The sequence below is a fragment of the Siminovitchia sp. FSL W7-1587 genome, from assembly GCF_037963795.1.
Taxonomy (GTDB): domain Bacteria; phylum Bacillota; class Bacilli; order Bacillales; family Bacillaceae_C; genus Siminovitchia; species Siminovitchia thermophila.
In genome coordinates this window covers 3,001,757-3,024,656 of the sequence record NZ_CP150169.1, presented here as the reverse complement: position 1 = coordinate 3,024,656, position 22,900 = coordinate 3,001,757, and the positions used below count along the sequence as shown (strand labels likewise).

The 22,900-nt window shown below is 41.0% G+C and carries 20 protein-coding genes; 7 read left to right on the top strand and 13 right to left on the bottom strand.

Annotated features, from left to right (window positions below):
- Positions 1–9: 9 nt before the first annotated feature.
- Positions 10–1,293, bottom strand: coding sequence for a kynureninase (gene kynU / locus NST31_RS14140; RefSeq protein ID WP_339161465.1), 1,284 nt, complete (start codon positions 1,291–1,293; stop codon positions 10–12).
- A gap of 158 nt (positions 1,294–1,451) precedes the next feature.
- Here kynU and NST31_RS14135 point away from each other — a divergent pair, with 158 nt between their 5' ends.
- Positions 1,452–2,066 carry a TetR/AcrR family transcriptional regulator gene (locus NST31_RS14135; RefSeq protein ID WP_077113767.1) on the top strand — a complete coding sequence of 205 codons (615 nt, stop codon included), beginning with the start codon at positions 1,452–1,454 and terminating at the stop codon, positions 2,064–2,066.
- Positions 2,067–2,508: 442 nt separating this feature from the next.
- Here the strand turns inward: NST31_RS14135 and NST31_RS14130 are convergent, their stop codons facing one another.
- On the bottom strand, positions 2,509–3,243 hold the full coding sequence (locus NST31_RS14130; RefSeq protein WP_339161461.1) for a hypothetical protein: 735 nt from the start codon (positions 3,241–3,243) through the stop codon (positions 2,509–2,511).
- Positions 3,244–3,760: 517 nt separating this feature from the next.
- Positions 3,761–4,501 carry a hypothetical protein gene (locus NST31_RS14125; RefSeq protein ID WP_339161459.1) on the bottom strand — a complete coding sequence of 247 codons (741 nt, stop codon included), beginning with the start codon at positions 4,499–4,501 and terminating at the stop codon, positions 3,761–3,763.
- Between the two features lie 169 nt (positions 4,502–4,670).
- Between NST31_RS14125 and NST31_RS14120 the strand changes: the two genes are divergently transcribed.
- Entirely contained in the window at positions 4,671–5,006 is a 336-nt protein-coding gene (locus NST31_RS14120) for a DoxX family protein (protein WP_339161456.1), read from the top strand.
- A gap of 4 nt (positions 5,007–5,010) precedes the next feature.
- Here the strand turns inward: NST31_RS14120 and thiD are convergent, their stop codons facing one another.
- A complete protein-coding gene (gene thiD, locus NST31_RS14115) occupies positions 5,011–5,835 on the bottom strand; it encodes a bifunctional hydroxymethylpyrimidine kinase/phosphomethylpyrimidine kinase (RefSeq protein ID WP_339161454.1) in 825 nt (274 codons plus the stop codon).
- Between the two features lie 472 nt (positions 5,836–6,307).
- Here thiD and NST31_RS14110 point away from each other — a divergent pair, with 472 nt between their 5' ends.
- Genes NST31_RS14110 through surE form a run of 3 tightly spaced genes read left to right on the top strand, consistent with a single transcriptional unit; the run spans position 6,308 to position 8,734 of the window.
- A complete protein-coding gene (locus NST31_RS14110) occupies positions 6,308–7,141 on the top strand; it encodes a PHP domain-containing protein (protein WP_339161452.1) in 834 nt (277 codons plus the stop codon).
- Positions 7,138–7,941, top strand: coding sequence for a TIM barrel protein (locus tag NST31_RS14105; RefSeq protein WP_339161449.1), 804 nt, complete (start codon positions 7,138–7,140; stop codon positions 7,939–7,941). The genes NST31_RS14110 and NST31_RS14105 overlap by 4 nt, the downstream gene beginning before the upstream one ends.
- The gene (gene surE, locus NST31_RS14100) at positions 7,916–8,734 is read left to right on the top strand and encodes a 5'/3'-nucleotidase SurE (protein ID WP_339161446.1); all 819 of its coding nucleotides are present in this window, start codon (positions 7,916–7,918) and stop codon (positions 8,732–8,734) included. Before NST31_RS14105 ends, surE begins: the two co-directional genes overlap by 26 nt.
- An 836-nt stretch (positions 8,735–9,570) precedes the next feature.
- Here the strand turns inward: surE and NST31_RS14095 are convergent.
- Positions 9,571–9,780 carry a transcription initiation factor TFIIIB gene (locus NST31_RS14095; RefSeq protein ID WP_339161443.1) on the bottom strand — a complete coding sequence of 70 codons (210 nt, stop codon included), beginning with the start codon at positions 9,778–9,780 and terminating at the stop codon, positions 9,571–9,573.
- Between the two features lie 874 nt (positions 9,781–10,654).
- Between NST31_RS14095 and NST31_RS14090 the strand changes: the two genes are divergently transcribed.
- Positions 10,655–11,026 carry an SLAP domain-containing protein gene (locus NST31_RS14090; RefSeq protein WP_077113759.1) on the top strand — a complete coding sequence of 124 codons (372 nt, stop codon included), beginning with the start codon at positions 10,655–10,657 and terminating at the stop codon, positions 11,024–11,026.
- Positions 11,027–11,482: 456 nt separating this feature from the next.
- Here the strand turns inward: NST31_RS14090 and NST31_RS14085 are convergent, their stop codons facing one another.
- The 7 genes from NST31_RS14085 to NST31_RS14055 form a co-directional block, all read right to left on the bottom strand.
- Positions 11,483–12,280, bottom strand: coding sequence for an HAD-IIA family hydrolase (locus NST31_RS14085; protein ID WP_077113797.1), 798 nt, complete (start codon positions 12,278–12,280; stop codon positions 11,483–11,485).
- A 38-nt stretch (positions 12,281–12,318) separates the two neighbouring features.
- Complete coding sequence (ugpC, locus tag NST31_RS14080) at positions 12,319–13,404, bottom strand: sn-glycerol-3-phosphate ABC transporter ATP-binding protein UgpC (RefSeq protein ID WP_339161440.1); 1,086 nt, start codon at positions 13,402–13,404, stop codon at positions 12,319–12,321.
- Between the two features lie 89 nt (positions 13,405–13,493).
- Positions 13,494–13,814: a hypothetical protein gene (locus NST31_RS14075; RefSeq protein ID WP_339161439.1), complete on the bottom strand. Its 321-nt coding sequence runs from the start codon at positions 13,812–13,814 to the stop codon at positions 13,494–13,496.
- Positions 13,815–14,154: 340 nt separating this feature from the next.
- The gene (locus NST31_RS14070) at positions 14,155–14,940 is read right to left on the bottom strand and encodes a carbohydrate ABC transporter permease (RefSeq protein ID WP_077113756.1); all 786 of its coding nucleotides are present in this window, start codon (positions 14,938–14,940) and stop codon (positions 14,155–14,157) included.
- Positions 14,941–14,952: 12 nt separating this feature from the next.
- Positions 14,953–15,846 (bottom strand): sugar ABC transporter permease, encoded by an 894-nt coding sequence (locus NST31_RS14065; RefSeq protein WP_077113796.1) that lies wholly within the window; start codon positions 15,844–15,846, stop codon positions 14,953–14,955.
- A gap of 17 nt (positions 15,847–15,863) precedes the next feature.
- Positions 15,864–17,201: an ABC transporter substrate-binding protein gene (locus NST31_RS14060; RefSeq protein ID WP_339161437.1), complete on the bottom strand. Its 1,338-nt coding sequence runs from the start codon at positions 17,199–17,201 to the stop codon at positions 15,864–15,866.
- 238 nt (positions 17,202–17,439) lie between these two features.
- Entirely contained in the window at positions 17,440–18,030 is a 591-nt protein-coding gene (locus NST31_RS14055) for a glycerol-3-phosphate responsive antiterminator (RefSeq protein ID WP_077113755.1), read from the bottom strand.
- Positions 18,031–18,481: 451 nt separating this feature from the next.
- Here NST31_RS14055 and NST31_RS14050 point away from each other — a divergent pair, with 451 nt between their 5' ends.
- Positions 18,482–21,463, top strand: a complete 2,982-nt coding sequence (locus NST31_RS14050; protein ID WP_339161434.1) for an efflux RND transporter permease subunit — start codon at positions 18,482–18,484, stop codon at positions 21,461–21,463.
- Positions 21,464–21,932: 469 nt separating this feature from the next.
- Here NST31_RS14050 and NST31_RS14045 read toward each other — a convergent pair whose 3' ends face one another.
- Positions 21,933–22,853: a DUF4349 domain-containing protein gene (locus NST31_RS14045; RefSeq protein WP_339161432.1), complete on the bottom strand. Its 921-nt coding sequence runs from the start codon at positions 22,851–22,853 to the stop codon at positions 21,933–21,935.
- Positions 22,854–22,900: the final 47 nt, after the last annotated feature.

Below are 22,900 nucleotides of genomic sequence, written 5' to 3'. Positions count from 1 at the left end.
CAACATACACTATGCGACTACGTCTCTTTTATTTTCAAACTGCTTGTATTGTTCTTCGGCCATAATCTTCTTCAATGCTTGAACCGTTCTCCATACTTCTTCATACGTGTTGTAGAGGGCAACCGGAGCCAAGCGAATTCCTTTCGGCGTCCGGAAATCCGGAATAATGCCATTTTCTTTTAACGCCTTGCAAATTCTCGCCGCTTCATCATGTTCAAGATAAATATGTCCGCCTCTTTTATCCTCGTCACGCGGATTGGCTATGACAAACTCGAAATCCTTTAATTCTGCGTCAATTAACTTCATCATATATTTTGTCATGTCCAGCGATTTTTTGCGAATTTTTTCGATGCCCACTTCGTTGAACATCGTTAAAGAACCGTATAATGGCGCCGCGCTCAGAAGGTGCGGCGTTCCCATTTGAAATGCTCCCGCATCAGGCGCTGGTGTCAGTGTATGTTCCATATCAAATTGCTTTTCTTTATGCGATCCAAACCAGCCCGCAAGTCCGGGGTTCGCTCCAAAATGCGCTTCATTGACATACAGGCCAGCCACCGCGCCGGGACCGCCATTTAAATGTTTGTATGAACACCAAAAGGCAAAATCGACACCCCACTCACTTAATTGATGGGGAATAGCGCCGATTGAATGGCACAAGTCAAAGGCAATCAAAATCCCCCGTTTATGCGCTTCTTTCGTCAAGCGTTCCATATCCAAGATTTGCCCGCTGCGATAGAGTACTCCGGCAAGGACAATCAATGCCACGTCGTCCGTCATTGCATTGATAATATCCTCTTCGCAAAGCGTCTGGCCGTCAGCGCTTTTTACTTGAATCAAATGCTCTTCCGGATCAAGACCATGTATACCCAGTTGGCTTTTCAATGCGTAAATGTCTGTCGGAAAATTCAACTCATCGGCAAGAATTTTTGTTCTATTTCCTTTAGGTTTGAAAAAAGTTGAGACGATTTGGTGCAAGTTCACGGTCGTCGATCCGGTGACAATGACTTCTTCGGGCTTGGCGCCAATAAGAGGAGCAGTCATCTCGCCCAGTTTCTCGGAAAAATAAAACCACGGATGTTCTCCCTTCGTCCAGCCATCTATACCATATGTCTTCCAGGAATCTAGCATCCGCCAAAGAGAGTCTTCTGCCCGCTTCGACAGCAGACCGAGCGAATTTCCATCCATATAAATGATTCCGGGTTGAATATAAAATTCTTCCCGATACTGCTTCAGTTCGTCCTCTTCATCCAGCTGACGTGCATATTCTTGTGTTAAATAAGCGTTTTCATTCATATAAAATTCTCCTTCATAACCGATAGTTGACTATAATCATAATATAACCCAGACGATGACATCAAGTCAATGACATAATGTCAATGAAATATTTGCCTGTTACATACATACAAGCTAATATATACATAGACATCTTTCATTCTGAGAGGACGAACAAAATGGAAGGAACAGAACAATTAACGAAACGGCAAATGAAAGCCCTTCAAACGAGAGAAAATCTGCTGAAGGCCGGCCGCGCCGTTTTTCTCGAAAATGGATTTCAAAAAGCAACAATGACCCAAATTAATAAAATGGCCCATACAGGATACGGCACCGCGTATGTGTATTTCCGGAACAAAGATGAATTGTTTGTGGAGTTAATGGAAACGATCATGCAAAAGATGTATGAGGTGGCGGATCTTCCGTTCCGACCTAAAACAAAAGAAGAAGCCTTTTCCCAGATACAAAAACAAACACAGCTATTTTTAAAAGCCGCATTGGAAGAAAAAGCGATCATGCAAATTGTCAAGGAAGCCATCGGCGCTTCAGAAATTGTCAGTGAAAAATGGAATAACATTCGCACCCGCTTTATTAACGGCATTACCACCGATATCGACTTCGTTCAAAAAACAGGTCTTGCGCGTCCGGACTTGGATGCATCCCTTATCGCCAAAGGTTGGTTTTACATGAACGAACAGCTCATGTGGGATCTCGTGTTGGAAGAAGTAGACGGGGACTTTGAAAAAGTGGCGGTAAACCTTGTGAAACTGTACACTGGAGGGCTTTATCAGTAAGCCGGTATCACTTAAGAAAATTCGTTCGATCACTCTTCTAATGTTTTTTTGAGACAACTAAAAAACCTTGGGATAACGTCCCGGATGGAAGAAGAGATATTTATGATCAATCGAACAAAGTGTTTCAACGATAAAAGCTGTCATTGAAAAGAAATCTTCCTTACTCACTATATGATATGTCATAAAGGTTCAATAAACGGGCGCTTTAATGGCATAAAAGAAGCGCATATATGATGTATGACGGGGAAGCAACCTGCTACATACGAAGAGTTTAAAAAAATTGAGACATACATCCAGTACTACAATACTAACCCATCGAACAGAAATTGGCTGGCATGAGTCCGGCTCTGTACCGTCTTCATTCCAGCCAACAGACTGCTTCATATAAAACTTTAACGTGTTGGGATCGTCTCACTTTCCATTTAGGTGGGCGCGTTTTCCTTTACATTCCCGGATGTCCCTCCATGAAAATAATTTTCTCTTCCTTAAAAGGAAACAATTTCATTTCCCTTGCTTTTTCACCGTGGTTAATCATAATCTCATGGAAAATTTCTTCGTCAGACTTTCCGTCTGTATTCACTCCCAGCTTTTCAGCGGCCCGGTGAATCATCGTATGTCTCACTTCTTTGGCCAGTTCGCGAAGATCCTTGCCTTCCGTGGAGATTCCCAACTCTTCTGCATGCTTCAGAACTTGTGCTTCCCAAACTTCTTTCCTTAACTCCTTTAACGACTTTCCTTCTGTTGAAATCCCGAGTTCATGCGCTTGTTCACTGAGCCTCGCCTTTTTGACCTCTTTCTTTAATGTGTTCAAATCCTTGCCTTCTGTTTGAATACCATATTGCTTCGCGATATTTTTCATCCAAACCATCTGGATTTCCTTTTCTAATTGTTCCGTTGTTTTCCCTTCAGTGCTGATACCAAATTCCTCTGCTTGCTTTTGCAAATACTTTTCTTTTATTTCCTTATGTAAGGTTTCCGTATCTTTCCCTTCCGTGTCGATGCCCAACATCTCGGCGTATTTTTTCGTTAACTCCGGATCACTTTTATTTACTTGCTCCGCTGTAAAATTGCGCTTCCCCAATTCCTTGCCTAATTCAACATCGCCCGCCATCGCTGTTCCGGCGAAACCAACTACCAAAGTTAACAGCAACAGCATTCCGGCACACATCTTTTTCATGAAACATTCCTCCTTGACAAAAAATACTCATACATAGCATTCCCTGTCGTTCACAGATCATGTGCATATTGGTAGTTCTCACGGAAAATCGGAGAAGGAGCATTTACCAATAACCGTTGGTTAGTCAATCTTTTGGAGAGTATGTATCGATAACTGCAGTGGAGTTCAATCTTTTAGATCGTATTGTACCGATAACTGGAGTGGCCTTCAATCTTTTGGAGAGTATTTTCCAACAAACCGAGTGGAATTCAATCCTTGAGAGTATGTACCTACCGGAGTGGCCTTCGATCATCCGAAGTGTATTAGCCGATAAACCAAGTGGCCTTCAACCTTTTGGCGAGTATTTTCCAACAAACGGAATGGCCTTCAATCCTTGAAGTATTTGCCAATAACCGGAGTTTCGTTTGATCATTTGGGAAGTATTGCTTCGTGTTCCAAGTACTTGGACTATATTTCAAGTTTCTTTCGGACAAAAAATTCCCGAACGCAAGCCATATGGCTCGCATTCGGGACTGGTCTAATCCGTACCTTTTTTCTGCTTCTCCTTCTGCTCTAACAGGAAAACCTGGCCGGTCAATAATTTATAAATATATGAAGAGGTGAGCTGGTAACCATTTTCGATTTTTTCTGCCAAGTGGCCCGCCCTTTCAAATATAATGGAGCGAAGATTTGTCACTTGCCGTAACACTTTTTCCGTTAACGCCTCCTGATTATCGAGCCTGTCAAGGAGTTCTTGGTGCCTTTCTTCTTGCTTGGATATCTGAATCCCCATGTCCTTTTGGAACTCATGGTGCTCGCGCAAATCGGCCAGAAAATCTTCGATTGTCGCTTCCTGCTTTTCCAGACGGTTTTCAATATCTTGTTGCGTTTGCTTAAGATTGTGCAATTTTTCCAGGATGTCCTGTTTTAATTGGCTGTCCTCATTCAGCAATATCTGAAGATGCTCGTTCTGACTCTCAATATTCTCCAGCCAGTTCTTTACATAATCCTCGAATTCCTTGCGTTTTCCGTTGATTTTACGCTGTTCATTAAATTTATAGTATATCTTTCGCCAACGCTGTTGCTGGGCATGTTCTTGCTGTTCTATTTTATGATTTAAGCCCTTTAAGGACTGATCAATCTTGGACTGTACTCGCTTTTGCTCTTCAATGAGATCGGACCAATAATCATATTTGGCAATCGATTGGTTCTGCCCGTCGATTTCCTCTTCCGTTTTAAAAATATAAGGATGTTCCTCATCATTGAAGTATATTGCCATCTTTCCACCCCCTTGCGGCCCCATATATTAGTCTATGCAATATGGCTGACAAGGGAGACATTGGAACAGTACACGGTTTGCGGGCATTTATTTTTAAAAAATAACGCATTTACGTTCATTATGTTCATATCTATATACAAAGACAAGCTCTTATTTGGGGGGATGTACTTTGACAATCGTCCGATATCTCGTCGGCTATGTGTTTATGACTTCCGGAATCATGAAATTTGTCAATCCTGAATTGGGTGAAACATTTATTAGCTTGAATTTGCCTTTTCCGCTGCAATTCATGACTGCTATAGCCGTTATTGAAATCATTTGCGGCTTACTCATCATCTTAAAAAAATGGGTGCAACAGGCCACGTTCCCATTAATTGGCATTATGATCGGCGCGATTATTTTAACAAAATTTCCCGTGTTGAATGATAGTTTTATGCAGTTTGCTTTTAATGCAAGATTAGATATCGTTATGCTTGTACTGTTAGCTTATTTGTACTTTGAGTAAATGTTTATTCGACTGTTACTTTTACGCCTTCTTCTCCGTATTTATGATAAGCGGCATGATAAGTCGGGCCAACGCCCCGCTTGAATTGAATCGAATGGCGGATGGCCGCAGTGATAAATTTCTTTGCTTCCTCCACCGCTTCGGGAACTGCTTTGCCTTTTGCCAATTCTGCCGCAATGGCCGCAGAATAACTGCAACCCGCCCCATTCGTATGAATCGTGTCAATTCGCGGAGCATCCAGTACATAAAACTTTTTCCCATCATATAACACATCGGTGGCAGGTCCTTCTAAGCGCCCTCCCTTGACAAGAACATATTTCGGACCCAGGTCGGCCAAGGCTTTCGCGGATTCTTTCAAATCTTCGACCGTTTTCAGCTCGTCTGTCTCAAGCAACCGCGCAGCTTCCGGCATATTGGGTGTGATAACCGTAGCGAGCGGCAGTAGTTTCTCTTTCAGCGCAATGATCGCTTCGTCTTTCAATAAAGGCGAACCCATCTTCCCAATCATGACGGGATCTACCACAACACTAGACACACCGGACTCTTCAATCCAGCTTGCCACGCTGCCAATATTTTCTTCCGTAAACAGCATTCCCACTTTAATGGCATCCGCTCCAATGTCCCGAAGGGCAGTGTAAACTTGTGCTTCTATCGCATCCACCGGCAGAGGAAAAATCCCCTGATCTGTCCTTGGATGATTGGCCACAATGGCCGTAATGGCGCTCATTCCAAATACATCCAGTTCCTGAAATGTTTTCAAATCCGCTTGGATCCCCGCTCCTCCTCTCGCGGCAGAACCCGCAATGGATAATGCTCTATGTATACTCATATTACCAATTCCTTTCATTTGCTTTTTTCAGCTTCCCGAATAAAAAACCTGTATGGCGTTTAACTACACTGGCAACACTTTGCAGCCAGCTTTTGCCATAACCTAGAATAATATAAGAAAATTGTCCGATATCATTGTACCAAGAATCGCTTGATATTTCTTTTACTTACGTTTAAAAAATGCCTGGCCGGTCCTTTCCGAGTTGAAAACTTGGTTTTACAACCGCCGTTGCCCGCCAAATGTAAACTGGGTGTTAAAATTTTTACATTGGGTAAATACCAGTTGAAAATTCCCCCGACTTCATGTCTCTATATGCTTGTATGGATCCACTTTTTTCAAAAAAACAGCCGAATACGACACAGGCGATCTACTTTACAATAACTTTACGACTAACTTAACGAAACCTAATAAGTGATTGATATTCCTCCGCTATTGTTATAGATGAGGATTTTTGTGGAAATGGAGGGTGATCATGAAGGTCGATTTACATATCCATAGTACGTATTCAGATGGTCAATGGACGCCTTTCAAACTAGTAGAAGAAGCCAGTTTCCGCGGCGTCTCCATCATGGCGATTACAGATCATGATGAAATTGCAGGTTCAAAAGAAATCCGTGAAAGCGCTGCCGACAAAGGAATAACTATCATTTCAGGAATCGAATTAAACACCGACGGCGAAGAAGGAGAACTTCATATTTTAGGCTATGGGTTTGATGTTGAGAATAAAAGATTATGCGAATATATTCATTGGCGGCAACAAGAGCGGGTTTTTTGGAGCAAAAAGATTGTCGCAAAGTTGCAGCAGCTCGGTTATTTGATCGACTGGGACGCTTGTTGGAAACGCGCAAATGAAAAAGTCATTGTCAGAACACATATTGCAGATGAACTTGTTGATCAAGGCTACTTTTCTGATCGAGAGCACGCTTTTCAAGCGTTGCTCATGAAAGGAGCGCCAGCCTTTGTTGATCGCGAAGGACTGTCGGCGACAGAAGCTATCGAGCTCATTCACCACGCCGGCGGAAAGGCATTTGTGGCCCATCCGGGAGAATATAGTTGGGAATGGTCCTTAAAAAAATTGGTAGACCGGGGACTGGACGGAATTGAAGTTTACTATTCCAGACATAAACAAATGACCACATTATATTGGAATCATATGGCTGATACATTTAACCTGTTAAAAAGTGTCGGAAGCGACTTTCACGGACCCACATCAAGAAGCCCTTACCCTATTGGATCGGTTCATTTTAACGAAAATGAGGTGTTGGCCTGGTTGAAAGAGCTTTCTATTGAGGAGGGAGTATATTGAAGTTATACGCCTCATCGACATTAATGTGGGGAAAAGGAATCCGCGAAATGGCGCAACTGGCACATGAGTATCATCTGGATGGAATCGAATTATGGGCAGAGCAGGCTTGGTTTTGCCATATGAATACACGGGAGATTGTCCAGGTGCTTAAACAATATGGATTGGGTGTAACGGTCCATGCGGCTAGTTGGGATACAAATATTTGTTCATTAAATGAAAGGATACGAAGAAAATCGTTGGAGGAAATTTTTCGCTCCATTATTTTTGCGGATGCCATTCAAGCAAAGAATGTAACCGTCCATCCCGGAAAAAGGACGTTATCCGCCGAATGGACTTTGTGGCATGAAAAAATATTAAACCAGAGCCTCGATCAATTAGAAGAAATAGCAAATCATTATGGGATTACTTTATCAGTTGAATTAATGGAAGAAGTCGATAAAGAATTGATCACGACGGCCGCTGCCTTAAACAGATTTATCACTCATCGATCCGAAGCGATTCAGACGACATTCCATATAACGCATATCTCGCTCGATAACGTATTGAATGATTTGCAACGTGTGAATAAAATGTATTTGCGTGACTCAACCTTGGAACAACCTCATGCTCCTCTTGGAGACGGTAAAATAAAACAAAAACAATTCCTGGAACGAATCATGAACAAAGACTATATAACGGTTTTGGATGGATTTGACACGAGTGAAAATGCTTGGATGCTCCAGAAACACTTATCTTATTTGGAGACATGCCGCCAAGCAATGGAGGAGATCAAGTTTGAAGTTTTTAGTAACAAACGATGACGGCAGTTTTGCGCCGGGTCTGGAAGCTCTCGTAGAAGTTCTTCTGCATTTTGGGGAAGTTCATGTTGTCTGTCCGGATCAAGAAAACAGTGCTGTAAGCCATTCCATCACTTTAAACGAGCCGGTAAAAGCAGCCAAAATGTCGCTGTTTGGACCCAATGTTCCCACATGGGCCATCAATGGAACGCCCGCTGATTGTGTCAAGCTTGGATTAGACATTTTAATCGAGGAACCGCCCGATTTTGTGATTTCCGGAATCAACCTGGGACCAAATCTGGGGCGGGATGTGCATTATTCAGGAACAATGGCGGCCGCATCAGAAGCCGCGTTGTACGGTATCCCATCCATTTCCGTATCTTTGGATCGGTTAAGCAGCCATAACACAAACTTTCAGTATCCGAAAAGGTTCTTATATGAAGTGTTAGAAACATTATTGGCGAACCAAATCCCCAAAGGGGTATTTGTCAATATCAACTTGCCCTATATTGGAAAGGAAGCGTGCAGAGGAGTCCGTGTCGTTCCGCTTGATCTATCTGTCAAACGCTACAGCTATGTAGGCCTGAATGATGCGGACGGCTATGTATATTACTGGTTAAAAGATAATCTTTTACAACTGACTGATTTCACAAAGGAAAGCGACTTTTCCTCACTTAAAGAAGGTTATATCACGATTACACCCCTAGAAGGAAAAGCATGTCATACCAAACATATTCAAAAGTTTGAAAAATGGTTTAGACAATCGGCAGGCACATATAAACTGCGGGAATTCTACTCGGAAGTCGAATTCAGATGATTCCATATCTTTTTATAAGCGCTGTGCCAAAATCGGTCCGTCTCGGAACAACCTGACCAAAACCAAGCAACTTTATTTAATTTTTGCATATTGTCATTGGATTCCACCCAATTTGCTTGCTAAATGTAACCTAAATTCATCTGCGGAAGTTCCGGCAATAATCACTATACAAGTTGGTATTGTTGCTCATGACATCATGTTGAATGTTAGATATTGCCGACATCCGTGTGACATGTTCCTTTATATCAGGTTATCAATCAGCGAAAGTTGCGGAAACAATAAGACAACACGGTTGTAAAATGTAAGGACTATATTCCAGATCAAGTCAAACACTATCGCAGTCTTCATTTCATCATTCAATGTTAGACAGAGAAGATCTTGTGTTTATTGAAATCAAGATTCAAACGAACACCATGGATTATTGGACAAGTCTTGAACATATGATTTACTATCAATCCAAAAAGAGTTAAAAGATGAATGAACCAAAGCGGCGCAAATTGCCTGACAACTTGATAAAAAAATAGAAACCGTCTATAAGAAAATGAATCAAAACAACAAGCAACAAGGAGCGTAATGATGAATTCATAGCACGGCTTTCGGAAGATCATCTCTATCCCCTTCCGGCGCTTTTGGGGAACAAAGTGGAGTGTATAACATGATAACCAAATATATAAACTTAGTTTTACATTTCATATTTCAAACTGTCGCAAAAGAAATATGTCCGAAAATAAAGAGGGTTTCCGAATCCCGGAGTGGGTAAATCGGAAGCCCTCATGTTGTTTTCTTAAAACATCTTCATACTGCCATACATACCTGTCTTGCATGGATGACATGTTTCAATCATTATATGTTCCTTTAAACTTTTTTGGCTTTTCTACATAGCTTTCTATAATATATCCACAGTCTGTACACAGAATATAGATAACATTGGATCCTAGGTTCATTTTATTGACCGCATTCATCCTGCCGTATCCACTGTGCTTGCCTTTTCCCAAATCCTTCCCACCGCATTTTGGGCATTCTGTTGCTGACGTTTTTTCATTCATCCATGTTTCTCTCCTCTGATCGCTTTTCATGGCCAATCCACATGATGCTGCCTTCCAAGGAAATTGTTTCCTTCTTCCCTCAGTATAACAAAAAAACAGGGCCTCTCTATCATTTTCGAAGACCCCATCTTTTCCAAATGGGGTTATCTAGCTGGGAAAGCCATTTCTTTCCAGAGGCTGAGGCTGGGACATAAGCAAATACAAAATAGCAAAGAAGCCGTGCCATAAGTTAAAAGCATTGATATTCGTAAAAATCGCGAGAATATAATCGCGTGAAATCAAGGTTTTCAAACTTGATTTCTAGCGGTTTATTCAATTTTACAAGGTTTTGTCCCGGCCGCTATTTGTGTTAAAAAGATCCCTATCATCGCTATGTCAAAATATTTCGCTTTCCGCAGGTCTCTTCAGCTTCCTCGGAAAGCAAAGATCGCTTTCCTGCGGGATCTTCAGCTCGAGCTATTCCCGCAGGAGTCTACATATTTTGACTACGCTAAAAGTTTGCATGTTATACACTGGGATAATTTATCCCGTATGTAAGGTCTGTAAGACTCCCACTTCAAAATCTTGAGTGAATACAAAAAGGCTAAGTGGGAGTAAACGGCACCTAAATGCCCGATTCGTTCAACTAACATTCAGTAGGTGCCCTATTGAATGAAGTTTCACTGTATTGTTCGTTTTTTTTATCAGCTGCTTTAGTTGTGTCACAGACTCTGTTTGTAAGATCCAACTCATTTGACAAATTGGGAAATCAGTCTGTCGCAAAAACAAAAATGCTGGTTATTTCTCGGGAAATATGACAGGGAGGGTGACATGTCTCGTCCATTCATTTAACATAAGAAGAGGAGGGATTCTAACGAAAGGAAGGAGGATACAGATGATACAATTTCATCCTGTTTGGGCAAGCAAATTAACTCCAAAACAAAAAAATGAGCTCCTTCAGGCAGCGGAACAGCTTCCACCCTCATCTTCCCAATATAGCGCTGTTTTATTTAGGGGAAAGTATAAAAAAAACGGGGGACTTGTCGCCACTGTTTTTTTACGGAACGAAATGTCTCAAAGCTTGGATATTCAAAAAATCAAAGTTGAAATCTTGGAAAAGCATACAGTCATTGCAAAAGGAATCTTTTCACCCAATCTTCGTATAAACAGTGCATCTGTATATCCGTGGTCGTTTGTTTTTTCACCGGAATTGGTATGTCAATCCCATTCGGATCCTCAAAATTGGCATGTTCATATTGATATGTAAATAAAAGAGTGGCAGGCCCACTCTTTTCACTTTCCTCTTTCGCAAAGCACTTCATGGGCAGTAAGAATCCCCAAAACAACCGCCAGTAAAAACTTGATTGACTTAGATCATAGGACAAAAAATACGGCAGTGACACATCGCCATCTTTTATGGTTTTTCGCAATGTCTCGTGAAAGCGCAGCGACAGGACAAGAAAAGCTTTGCCGGCTTTGTCATCGTCCCTAAAAATGCGCGAGCTTTGAGGGCGATGTTGTTTAAGGTGGCCAGTAGGACACTTTCGACCTTTACCTTTTTCCGCTTCTTTTCAGTAGGGAAAACACCGCATCTTGTGACACCATCTGCATGACTGATATTTTTTTGTGGGCCTGATTGAAACTTCATCTTTCTTAATGATAAATACCAAGTTCTGTCTTTCAAAAAGCAAAGCTTTGGGAGCGAGACAGTCGTCGACTATATCTATGACTTTAAAAGGTGTGCAAACATTGATTGTAAACCCTGAATGATATAGTCGGGAAATATGTTCAATTTTTCAATATCTTCATGGCTGGCTACTCCTGTCAATACGAGACAAGTGCGAAAAGCATTTAATTTTCCCAGCATGATATCTGTTTCAAGGCGATCTCCTATAATTAAACAGCGTTCCCTTGAAACATTCAGTTGCGTAAGGATCATATCGCCATAAAAAGTGGAGGGCTTTCCGATTACTTTAAAAATATCATGCCCAGACGCCGTTTCAATTGCCCGGGCAATGGCCAATGTATCTGAAATAAATCCTCCTGGAACCGGACAAAATGGATCGGGATTCGTTACAATTAACTTCGCCCCGTTGCGTACCGCCGTCATGGCCGCGTTCAGCTTTTCATAATTAAAGGAGCGGTCGAGACCGACAATTACATGTGTTGCTTCTAAAGGAGCTTCAGTCAATTGTAATGAAAATTGCTTGAACTCTTCCTTGATTGCTTTCTCACCAACGACATAAACCGAGGATTCCGGGAAATATTTGGTAAAATACAATGCCGCAATATAAGATGCTGTAAACACTTCTTCAATAGACGAAGCCACCCCTAGCCGTTCCAACTTTTCCTGACATCCTTTGCGTGTTAAAGTGGGGGAGTTTGTAATAAACAGCACCTTCTTACCTTGTGCCCTAATAAAGTCAACACTGTCTTTTGCTCCTGGTAAAATTTCATCGCCCAAAAAAATCGTACCATCTAAATCAAAACAAAATGCATCATAATGATCTATATTTACCATTGGACTCTCCGCCTTTTTCAGTAGAAGTTCAAGCAACATCAATCTGTAAGCCGTTCCTCCGACTCTTGATCAAATAAGTGAATCGAATCCTCCTCAATTGCAAGAAAAATCGTATCCCCAGTCTTTATAGCTTCATTTGTTTGGGACTTAATGATAATGGAATGATCGGCAAACCGAGTGTGAACAAGCATTTCAGCCCCATTTACCTCTACTAAATCCACGATTGCTTTAAAAGGGGTTTTTTCATCATGTATGATAATATTTTCCGGCCTGACTCCCATCATGACCGGCTTGCGCCCATTTTTTTCAATAAGAGCCTTTTGGCTGGCCGAAAAAGGATAACGGATATCGCCAGAACCTATAAAGAAGCCATCTTCCCGAATGTCGCCTTTCAAGAAATTCATACCAGGCGAGCCAATAAAACTAGCGACAAATATATTTGCCGGCCGTTTATATACTTCTGCCGGGGAGCCGATTTGCTGAATCAATCCATCTTTCATAATGACAATTCTCGTTGCCATCGTCATGGCTTCTGTCTGGTCATGAGTGACATAAATCGTTGTAGTCCCAAGTTGACGGTGTAATTTACTAATTTCCGCCCTCATTTGCACCCGTAATTTCGCATCCAGGTTCGACAGTGGTTCATCCATAAGAAAAATTCCGGCATTCCGTACAATGGCCCGTCCCAATGCTACCCTTTGCCTTTGGCCGCCGGAAAGCTCTTTTGGTTTTCTTTTTAACAAATGGGTTAAGCCGAGAATCTCAGCTGCCTCATGGACCTTTTTTGCAATTTGATCCTTGGGCTCCTTTTGAATCTTCAAGCCAAACGCCATATTCTCAAACACTGTCATATGAGGATACAACGCGTAGTTTTGAAACACCATGGCAATGTCTCGGTCTTTGGGCGGCAAATCGTTTACCCTTTTCCCGGAAATGAATAAATCCCCTTCGGAAATATCTTCCAATCCGGCAATCATTCTTAATGTAGTTGATTTCCCGCACCCGGAAGGTCCGACAAGCACAATAAATTCTTTATCTTCAATTTCCAAATGAAAATCCTTGACGGAATATTCCCCGCTTTTGGGATATTTTTTGTATATATGATCTAGTTGAATGTTTGGCATCTTCTCATCCTCCAGCCATTAACGTTGAAGTAATGTCATAATTTGTTTCTTTGAACATTCTGCCCTTTTCATCGTATTTGTTTTCAGGATCAATTCAGAAGGTGCTTCCCTGAAATGAGAAAAGAGCGATTCCCTACCAATTTGCAAATGTTCATACTATGGCCATGGTAGTCATTGATATGCAAGCCGAATAAGCCACTTTCCAATACATAACAATGACTTGTTGCCCACATGATCCCGGCACGGCGGTTGCTATTTTTCAAACGGTGAAAAACACTTCCTCCATAGTTGCTCCGATGACATTTTCCGATTGGAGCATTTTCAATGGCAAGTTTGGTTTCATCGGGTAAATCACCCAACATGTTCAGGGGAAAACGAGCCGCTGATTCTATCCCACCTTCTTGTGCCAAAATTGCTACCCGGATGCAGAACAACATCATCAACATTCCATATGTCCATAATAGGCAAACATTTTTTCCAAATGATCGGGTAAAGCAGGATTAAAGCGGCCGATCGGCAAACGGAGTATAAACGAAACTTCACCGCCATTGCCAAGCTATCCGCATTTTCCCCATTGCGCTCGGCTCACTTCCAATAAATAAACTTCGTCCGTACCGACTGCCTTCTACATGATTTCAATCGACTTCCAACCCTTGCCGATCAGAATAGCCCTCGCTTCATCAACATCATTGGATATGAAAATATTGCATAGGTTGAAATTGAACAACCATTCCCATTCCCGTTACCCCGCTATTTAATTCCCGAATGCATAAAGCTGGAAATAAATTGCTTTTGAAAAATAAAGAATGCCAGCAATAGAGGAAATGCAACAAATAACGTTGCCGCTCCAACAACCCCCCATTGAGCTCCGGAATCGGAGGCTTTGGCAAACATGGAAAGCCCCACGGTCAATGGTCGATTGGAATCTGAATCAGTAATGATCAAAGGCCACAAAAAATTGCTCCATTGTGAACAAATAGAAATTAAACCAAAGGCAACATAAGTTGGCTTCGCCAGCGGAACATACACATGCCAAATCGTTTGCAGCCGATTGCACCCTTCCATTTTAGCCGCTTCTTCCAGTTCATATGGTATGCCTTTAAACGTTTGCCTTAGTAAAAACACACCGAAAGCGGAAGTAAAATATGGCAACATAATCGCCCATTTCGTATCATAGATTCCCAACTGGGCGATTGTCCCCGAATTGGGGAAAATCAATAATTCTACCGGAATCATAATTTGGACGAGATAAAGAAGAAAAATAACACTTTTACCGATAAAGTTCATCCGTGCAAAAGCATAGGCTGCGAGCGTGATCGTAATAAGTTGCACCGCTAAAATGACGGTAACAATGATCAGCGTATTGATATAATATTGGGCAAAAGGAGCTGAATGCCAAGCTTCGACAAAGTGCTGAAGGGTAAAGGAATATCCTTCTGCCTTCGTGTCTTTAAAAGCCATATAAATGATTCCAAAAAGTGGAAGCGCCCAAAGAAAAGCTAAAACATGCGTTGAAATACTAATAAGCCGATTCAATGGAATACCACCTTAACTGTAATGAATTTTCCGATCTGTTCCAAAGAACTGAACGGCCGCAATGATCAACATCAATATTAAAACAACAACTGTGACAGTCGATGCCTTTCCGTAATCCATAAACCGAAATGTGCTTTCATAAATATAGTAAAGCAATAGATTACTGGCATTATTTGGTCCACCTTGAGTCATGACAACAAGTTGATCCACGGTTTTAAAGGCATTAGTCGTTGCAATCACAGAAGAAAATAAGGTTGTCGGCATAAGAAGGGGAAAGACAATCCTTCGAAATTGAGTCCACTTCGATGCGCCGTCAATATAAGATGCTTCCATTAATTCCTTGGGAATGTTTTGCAAGGCGGCCAAATAAAAAACCATAAAAAATCCGGCTTCCTTCCAGATGACCATCACCATAATGGCCATTAGCGCGGTTTCTGTATTTCCCAGCAAATTCAATTCCCCCGCACCAAATACTTTTAACAAACTGTTGATCATCCCATATTCCGGTGTATAAAAGAACAGCCATATAAACGCCGCGGTTACCATTGGGATGACAACGGGGTAAAAGAAAAAGGTTCTTGCCAATCCACTCCCCTTCATCGACCTGTTGACTAAAATGGCAAGCAGCAGTCCCAATAAAACACTTGTTGGTACGGTTCCAATCGCAAACCAAACATTATTGATAAACGCCTTCCGGAAAACCTCATCTTCCAGCATCACCTTAAAGTTATCCAAACCGATATAAACTGGCTCATTTGTTGATAAATCTGATTGAAAAAAGCTCAAATATACCGTTTTTATGATTGGATATAACGTAAATATGATGAGAAAGATGAAGGACGGAAGGAGAAAAATCCAAGCTGCAGTATTTTCTTTGACCAGTTTGCTTCTCCCCAATTCCTTCACCTCAAACAAAAAATGAATTACTTATATTGTTTTAATAAAGCATCGGCCTGTTCCTGGGCTTGATCCAATGTTTTGTCCACATCTTCACCATTAATCGCCGCTTGGATGGCATCCGACAGGATTTTAATAATTTTTCCTTGCTCATACACTGATATTTCTTTATGCGCATTTTCCAACTGTTTCATCGCCGTCAAAGCTTGCGGGAAAGAATCCGTATAAGCTTTTAATTCAGGAGTTTCGTAGCTTGATTGACGCGTTGCAATATATCCCGTATCGATGCTCCATTGAGCCGCGCGTTTAGGATCGGCAATCCATTTAATAAACTCCATGGATGCTTTTTGTCTGTCCTCTGAAATATCTTTAAAAATGTAGAAGTTTCCGCCTCCTGTTGGGGTAGCCATTCGCTCTTTTGCCGGCAAAAAGGCAACACCAAACTCAAAATCAGCATTGTTCTTAACATTGGTTAAATTACCGGTTGTCGAAAGCATCATTGCTGTCTTGCCTTCAATAAAATCAGTCGGAACCGTATTCCAATCGAGAACACCTTTCGGCATCACTTTATGCTTCTTGGAAAGGTCAATCCAATATTGAAGCGCCTCTTTGGCTTCATCAGAATTGAAATAGACTTCTTTTCCATCATCGCTCATCAAGTTTTCTTCTCCGTTTTGGAGAGCAAGCGCCTGATAAATCCAATATCCGCTTATTGTCGCAGGCAGCTCAATACCCCACTTTCCATCTTTTGTCAGCTTTTTCCCATAGTCAACGACCTCATCCCATGTAGTTGGAGGAGCTTCCGGATCCAATCCGGCTTTTTTAAACATATCTTTGTTATAGTAGAGCAAAACTGTACTCCGTTGAAATGGGACAGACCACGTTTTTCCTTCCGCTTGTGAATTGAGCATAAAACCCGGGAAGAAATCATCCATCATTTTTTTTGCTTCCGGATCTTCAGCGATCAAATCATCCAACGGCATGATGGAATCCTTAATTTGAAAAAGATCCACCGATAATAGAACAGCCATGTCTGGGGATTTGCCATTTTTAACGGCCGTTTGCACTTTGGTCATGGATTCATCATAGTTGCCGCTATAAACAGGCTTCACGGTTACCTTTTTTCCATTTACTTCAATTCCCTCTTTATTGAATTCCTCTGCATAACCATCGATTACCTTTGTAATTTCACCACCGACATTGACGGGATAATACCAGGTTAAATCAATCGTATCTCCGGAAGATTCTTTGGAAGCGGCTGATTCTTGATCTCCCGAATCCTTTTTGGAAGAATTGCTGTTACATGCACTCAATATACTAAAAACAAAGAACAATAATGCCAACATGAAAAGACGTATCTTCACTGTATGAAACCTCTCTTTTCTATTAAATTTGTTATGATACCAAACCGCATTATCTTCAATTCCATTCCCGTAAGCCGTTTTATGCTTGCCCCCTTTCAAAGCATAAAAGAACCGCAAATAGACTGTTTTTCATCAACAGTTATTTGCGGCCTCTCTTATCGCGCCTTTTCTTCTATGTACTTTTCAATACTGATGATAGCCAATCTTTGTTAATGACATATAAATAAAATGTAAACATTTAATAAAGATCATTCAAATCCATTTTCCACAATTCAGTATTGGATGTTGATACGGCGGCAGCTCCATGTTCCAAAGCCTCCTTCGCATGATAAGGAGTTGTCAACAATCCACCGGTGATCACCGGAACATGTGATGCTTTTGATAAATCCGCCAAAAAATCGATGATCCGACTCGGCATCACTTCAATCATGTCGGCCTGAAGATGATCCAAGCCGGCAAGCAATTGATCATATACCTCCGTATCAATGAGAAAAACCCTTTGAATGACATACATTCCTTTCGATTTTGCTTTTTTGATAATACCGGATTTCGTCGTTACAATGGCAAATGGCTTCACATACTCTTGAATAAAATCAATACCATAATGGTCTACCTGCAAACCGCCAATTTTCTCCACATGTAAAATCACCGGCAACCCCGCTTTTTGGAGCACATCCACATATTGTTTGACCGTCAATATATTCCCTGTCATCAGAATAACCGCTGATATATGCTCCTTGTACTTGATGGCTTGTTCAATTGACTTGGGCTGCTTGACCGCGGCAATCAACTTGTGCTTTTTTAACCTCTCTTCAAAAATTTTCTTCATCCTCTTCACCACTTTACATGATGTATAAGACTATTGTACCTATCTTGTCTGACCACTTGCAATGCCGCAATCCTGTAAGCCAGAACTATTTTGCTGGAAAAAACCATCCCACCCCCATAAAAATTTACAAGAAGTGGTTGAAAGCGACCTTGCGTCATCTCTTATAATTTGCCTGACATGTTCATTTTAACTTGGTAAAAGGGGCCATCAAAAAACGAAATGGCTGGAGATGAACATCCATGTTGCCTCCTGCGGTACCGGGAACAATTAATATAAACTTCAGGATGTAATCCCCAAAAGGAAGATATGTTTTCCAACGGCCAAGTGGTTGAAAGTTGCCATGAAAGGAGTAGAAGCGGGAGCTCATTTTACTAAATTGTGTCTCAGGAAATCGTACTGCCCAATTATCAGCCCCTACGATTTATTCTTACATTTTTAGGAGGGATATTTTTTGCGTTTACTTCAAATGCTCGTTCAAAGAAAAATACTCATCATATTAGCAACCTTTTTTACCATCGTGCTAGGTATTTTTACATTTTTTAACTTAGACAAAGAATTGACTCCAACAGTTGGACTTGATAGCGCCACGATTCATGTCGAGGCCAGTAACTTACATATAGATGATGTAGAAAGAAAGATTACCAATCCTCTTGAACAAACACTTCAAGAAATGGAAGGAATAAAAGAAATTTCATCTACTACTTCAATTGGACGCAGTTCTATCAAGATATTATTTGAAAGTGGAAAAGGGGATGAAATATTTAAGGATGTCGAATCTAAAGCGAATGTCGTCTTAAGTGATATTCCGAACCTCGATTACTATCAAGTGTTGCAGGACGGGAAAAATCCATCCTTTGAATTTATTGTAGATGTTTCAGGCGGAAATCCCGATCAGATGTCTGCTTTTGCCAAGGATATGTTGAAACCTCGTTTGGAAAAACTTTCTGAAGTACGCGAAGTAAAGTTGGATGGTTTCACCGAACAGCAAGTAGATATTCATTTTGATCAAGACAAAATGAACGAGAACCATATAACGATACAGCAAGCAGTCGAAGTGATTCAACAATTGAACAACGAAGCAATTGTAGGAGAACTAACAGATGGACATGAAAGCCTTTCTTTGCGTTGGGACACTGCTTTGAAAAATATGGAAGACTTGAAAACACTGCAAATCCCGACGGAAAATGGATTGGTTGAGTTAAAGGATATTTCTGCTATTTCAATCAATCCAGTCACAAATTCCTCCAACACATGGAAAAATGGCTCAAAAGATATGATAATGGTTCAAATTGCCCGTAAAGCAGGCGCGAGTCAAGCAGATATGGCGGAAGCTGTCAGGAATGAATTACGAAAGATTGAAGAAGAAGGTTTGGTGAAAGGCTTTACCGTCAATGAAGTAATCGCCCATGCGGACTTTGTCAATGACTCGATGAATGATGTGACGACCAATATGTGGATTGGCGGAATGATTGCGATCGTTGTATTGTATCTTTTTTTGCGCAATATCAGAGCTGCCTTTATTATTGGCTTATCGATTCCCACGTCCATATTGCTCACTTTCATAGCCATAGGCTTACTCGATTATAGTATGAACATGCTGACACTCATTGGATTAGGGCTCGGTATTGGGATGATGGTAGATTCCTCGATTGTGATTCTGGAAGCTATTTATAAGAAAAAAGAACAAGGGTTAAACAATTTACAGGCAGTGCTTGAAGGAACAAAGGAAGTGGCTTCAGCCATTATCGCATCTGTCCTTACAACAATCGTAGTCTTTCTTCCAATTGGCCTGATTGGGGGAGATTCCGGAAAATTTATGATGATTTTGTCAGTTGTGACCGCCATCACATTAATAAGCTCTGTAATCATTGCTTTTACATTAATCCCAACACTTGCCAATGAATTCATAAGATTAAAGAAACAAAAAAGCAATCATCAAAAAACGTTTTTTATGTCCATATATAAAAATACGGTAGCATGGTGTATTCAGAAAAAAAGTCGCAGTTTCATCGTCATCATCGCGTTTTTTATCGTATTTTCTTTATCACTTTTCCTCATTCCCAAAATACCAATGAAAATCATGCCGGATATGTTTAATCGATATACTGAAATGGTGATTGATTTAGAAAATGGGGTTTCTCAACAAGAGAAAGAGATGATCGCAGAAAAAGTACATGAAACCGTAAGTTCTACAGAAGATGTAAAGGCCAATTATGTACTTGACCTTGACGATAGACTAATAGTGAATATTGTGATGACAACGGGCAGTAAAATAACAACAGAACAAGAGAAGGTTACAGAAAATATTTTAAAAAAGTTGCGGGTCTTGGAAGAAACGCAACCCATTCGGGGCGTTGAAAGAGCCTTGGATGGCATCAGCGGATACCCGGTGCAAATCCATATAAGTGGTGATGAGTATGCTGAATTACGAAAAGGCGCAAACGCTTTACAAAAAGAATTAAAGTCTATTAAGGGGATTACAGATGTCACAAGCTCACTAGACAACTTTTCCGAGACACCAACCATTCAATTAAAAGAAGAAAATATAAAAGCGGCAGGCCTATCAACGTTACATATCAAACAAACGATTGAAGCGTTTTTGTTGCAAGAACCTATCGGTACAGTTGAATGGGGTGGCGACGAATTACAAGTATATGCTCATCAAGGTAATGAGAAGTTGACAAAAGAGGCGTTGCTGGAATTGTCCGTTCCAACGGCCAATGGTGAAAAAAAGCTTTCATCTTTTGTAGCCTTTGAAAAAGAATATAGGCCCGATCAAATCTTTCATAAAAACGGAGAAAGATATATTTCGATCATGGCTGACGCAGACAAGGAAGATCTCGGCACAATCAACAATGACATTCAAAAAGTTTTGAAAGGCTTTGACAGTTCACAAGACTTTACCGTTACATTAGCCGGCGACTTGGAAGAACAAAACCAACTAATGAATGAGTTCCTATTCGCCTTTGGTATTGCTCTGTTTTTAGTGTATGTGGTGATGGCCGTGCAATTTAATCATCTCGGGCAACCACTCATTGTCATGAGCATCATACCGATTACGATTGTTGGGGCTATCCTTGGATTATTCATCACCCAAGCGGAATTACACTTTATGTCAGGCATGGGTTTCATCATACTGATTGGAATTGTCTTAAACAATGCGATTTTAATCATTGATCGCACGAACCAACTGCGCAAAAAAGGACTGCCAGTGATCGAGTCCTTGTTACAAGCCGGCGAAAATCGTATACGCCCCATTTTTATGACAACGTTAACGACAGTAGGCGGGATGCTTCCTTTAGCATTGGCAACTGGAATGTCTGCCGATTACCAAGCCCCGCTTTCAATCGTCATCATTTCAGGTATGTTATTTTCAACGTTCATAACTTTGTTATTGATTCCTTGTGTTTACAGGTTATTTAGTAAAAGTTAAGAATGATAGGCTTGAAGAGTCTGGACACAACTAAATCAGCTGAACAATAAATTGTCCCAGTGTATCATACGCAAGCTTTTAGCGTAGTCAACATATGTAGATTCCTGCGGGAATAGCTCGAGCTGAAGATCCCGCAGGAAAGCAGCCTTTGCTTAACGAGGAAGCTGAAGAGACCTGCGGAATGCGAAATATTTGACGAGCGATGACCGGGATCTGGATCATAAGTTAAAAGCTGATTGATATTCGTAAAAATCGTGAGAATAAAACCACGTGAAATCAAGGTTTTAAACTAGATTTCACGCGGTTTATTCTTTTTTACAGGGTTCTGTCCCGGCCCCTTTGCTATTTCGTATTTACTTATGTCCCAGCCCCTATTGAATTGGAAGTGTGTCAAAAAAGAGTGCTCTGCGAACAACTAAATCTATGGCAAAGGCTCTGACAAGAGACTCTTTCAAAATTACTGCTAAAATCAGTCCTGTTTCGTGTCCTTTATATGGGGTTTTTTTCTCTTCCGTCTTTTTACAAAATAATAAACTCCCACACCAATCAATGTGACTAAAATCAAAATCGGCAGGTTTCCGACAAAAAATACGACAATCCCCGAAGCGGCCGCAAGTAAAAAGTTCAAGCTGACAGCAAGCTGCTGTTTTGTTTTTTCCCACGTATTCAACTTGTTTCCGTCCACTCCTGGAACAACCACTTTGTTTTCCTTCATAAAAATGTCAACTGTAGAATAGGCGGTTTGGTTTTCCAAGTATTTCATTTTGCCAACAATGACCTCAATCTCCTCCTGGACCTTCGCCAAATCACTTGAGATTTTCAATAAATCCTCAGTCTTTTGAGCAGTTTTCATAAAATCAAGCAACCGTTGTTCTACCGCCCGCTTTGATTTTAAGCGGGATTCCAAATCCACATATTCCTCCGTTACATCCTGTCCCGTGACACTTCTTTCCATCACTTCGACAGCCGCTTTCTCTGTATCATTTAGGAACTGTTGAAAGTGTTTTTCAGGGATGCGAATGGTTAAATACCCGCTCATCAGTTCATTTTCTTCTCTGTAAATATTAGATTCTACGATATATCCCCCGTATTCCTTCACCTTTTTCTCAATGTCTTTCCGGGCCGTCTCCAAATTTTTTACTTTTACTTCCAGATTGCCCCGGTGTACGATCATTCGGTCGCCTGTAACATCTATGTTCTCTTCTCCTGCTGGTTCATCCTCCGTAGATTTCTCCGCATCATCTCGCACCGCAAATTCTTTGGAATCGGATAACTCGTTCGTTTTGGCCATTTCTCCACTGCTGTCCGCGGAATCATCAGACTTGCAAGCCGCCAAGACAAACACCGTGATTACACAAAGAAGCCATATATAAAACCTTTTTTTCGTCATCAAAATCCTCCTTCCTTTACATATTAGACGATTCATCACGCATTACA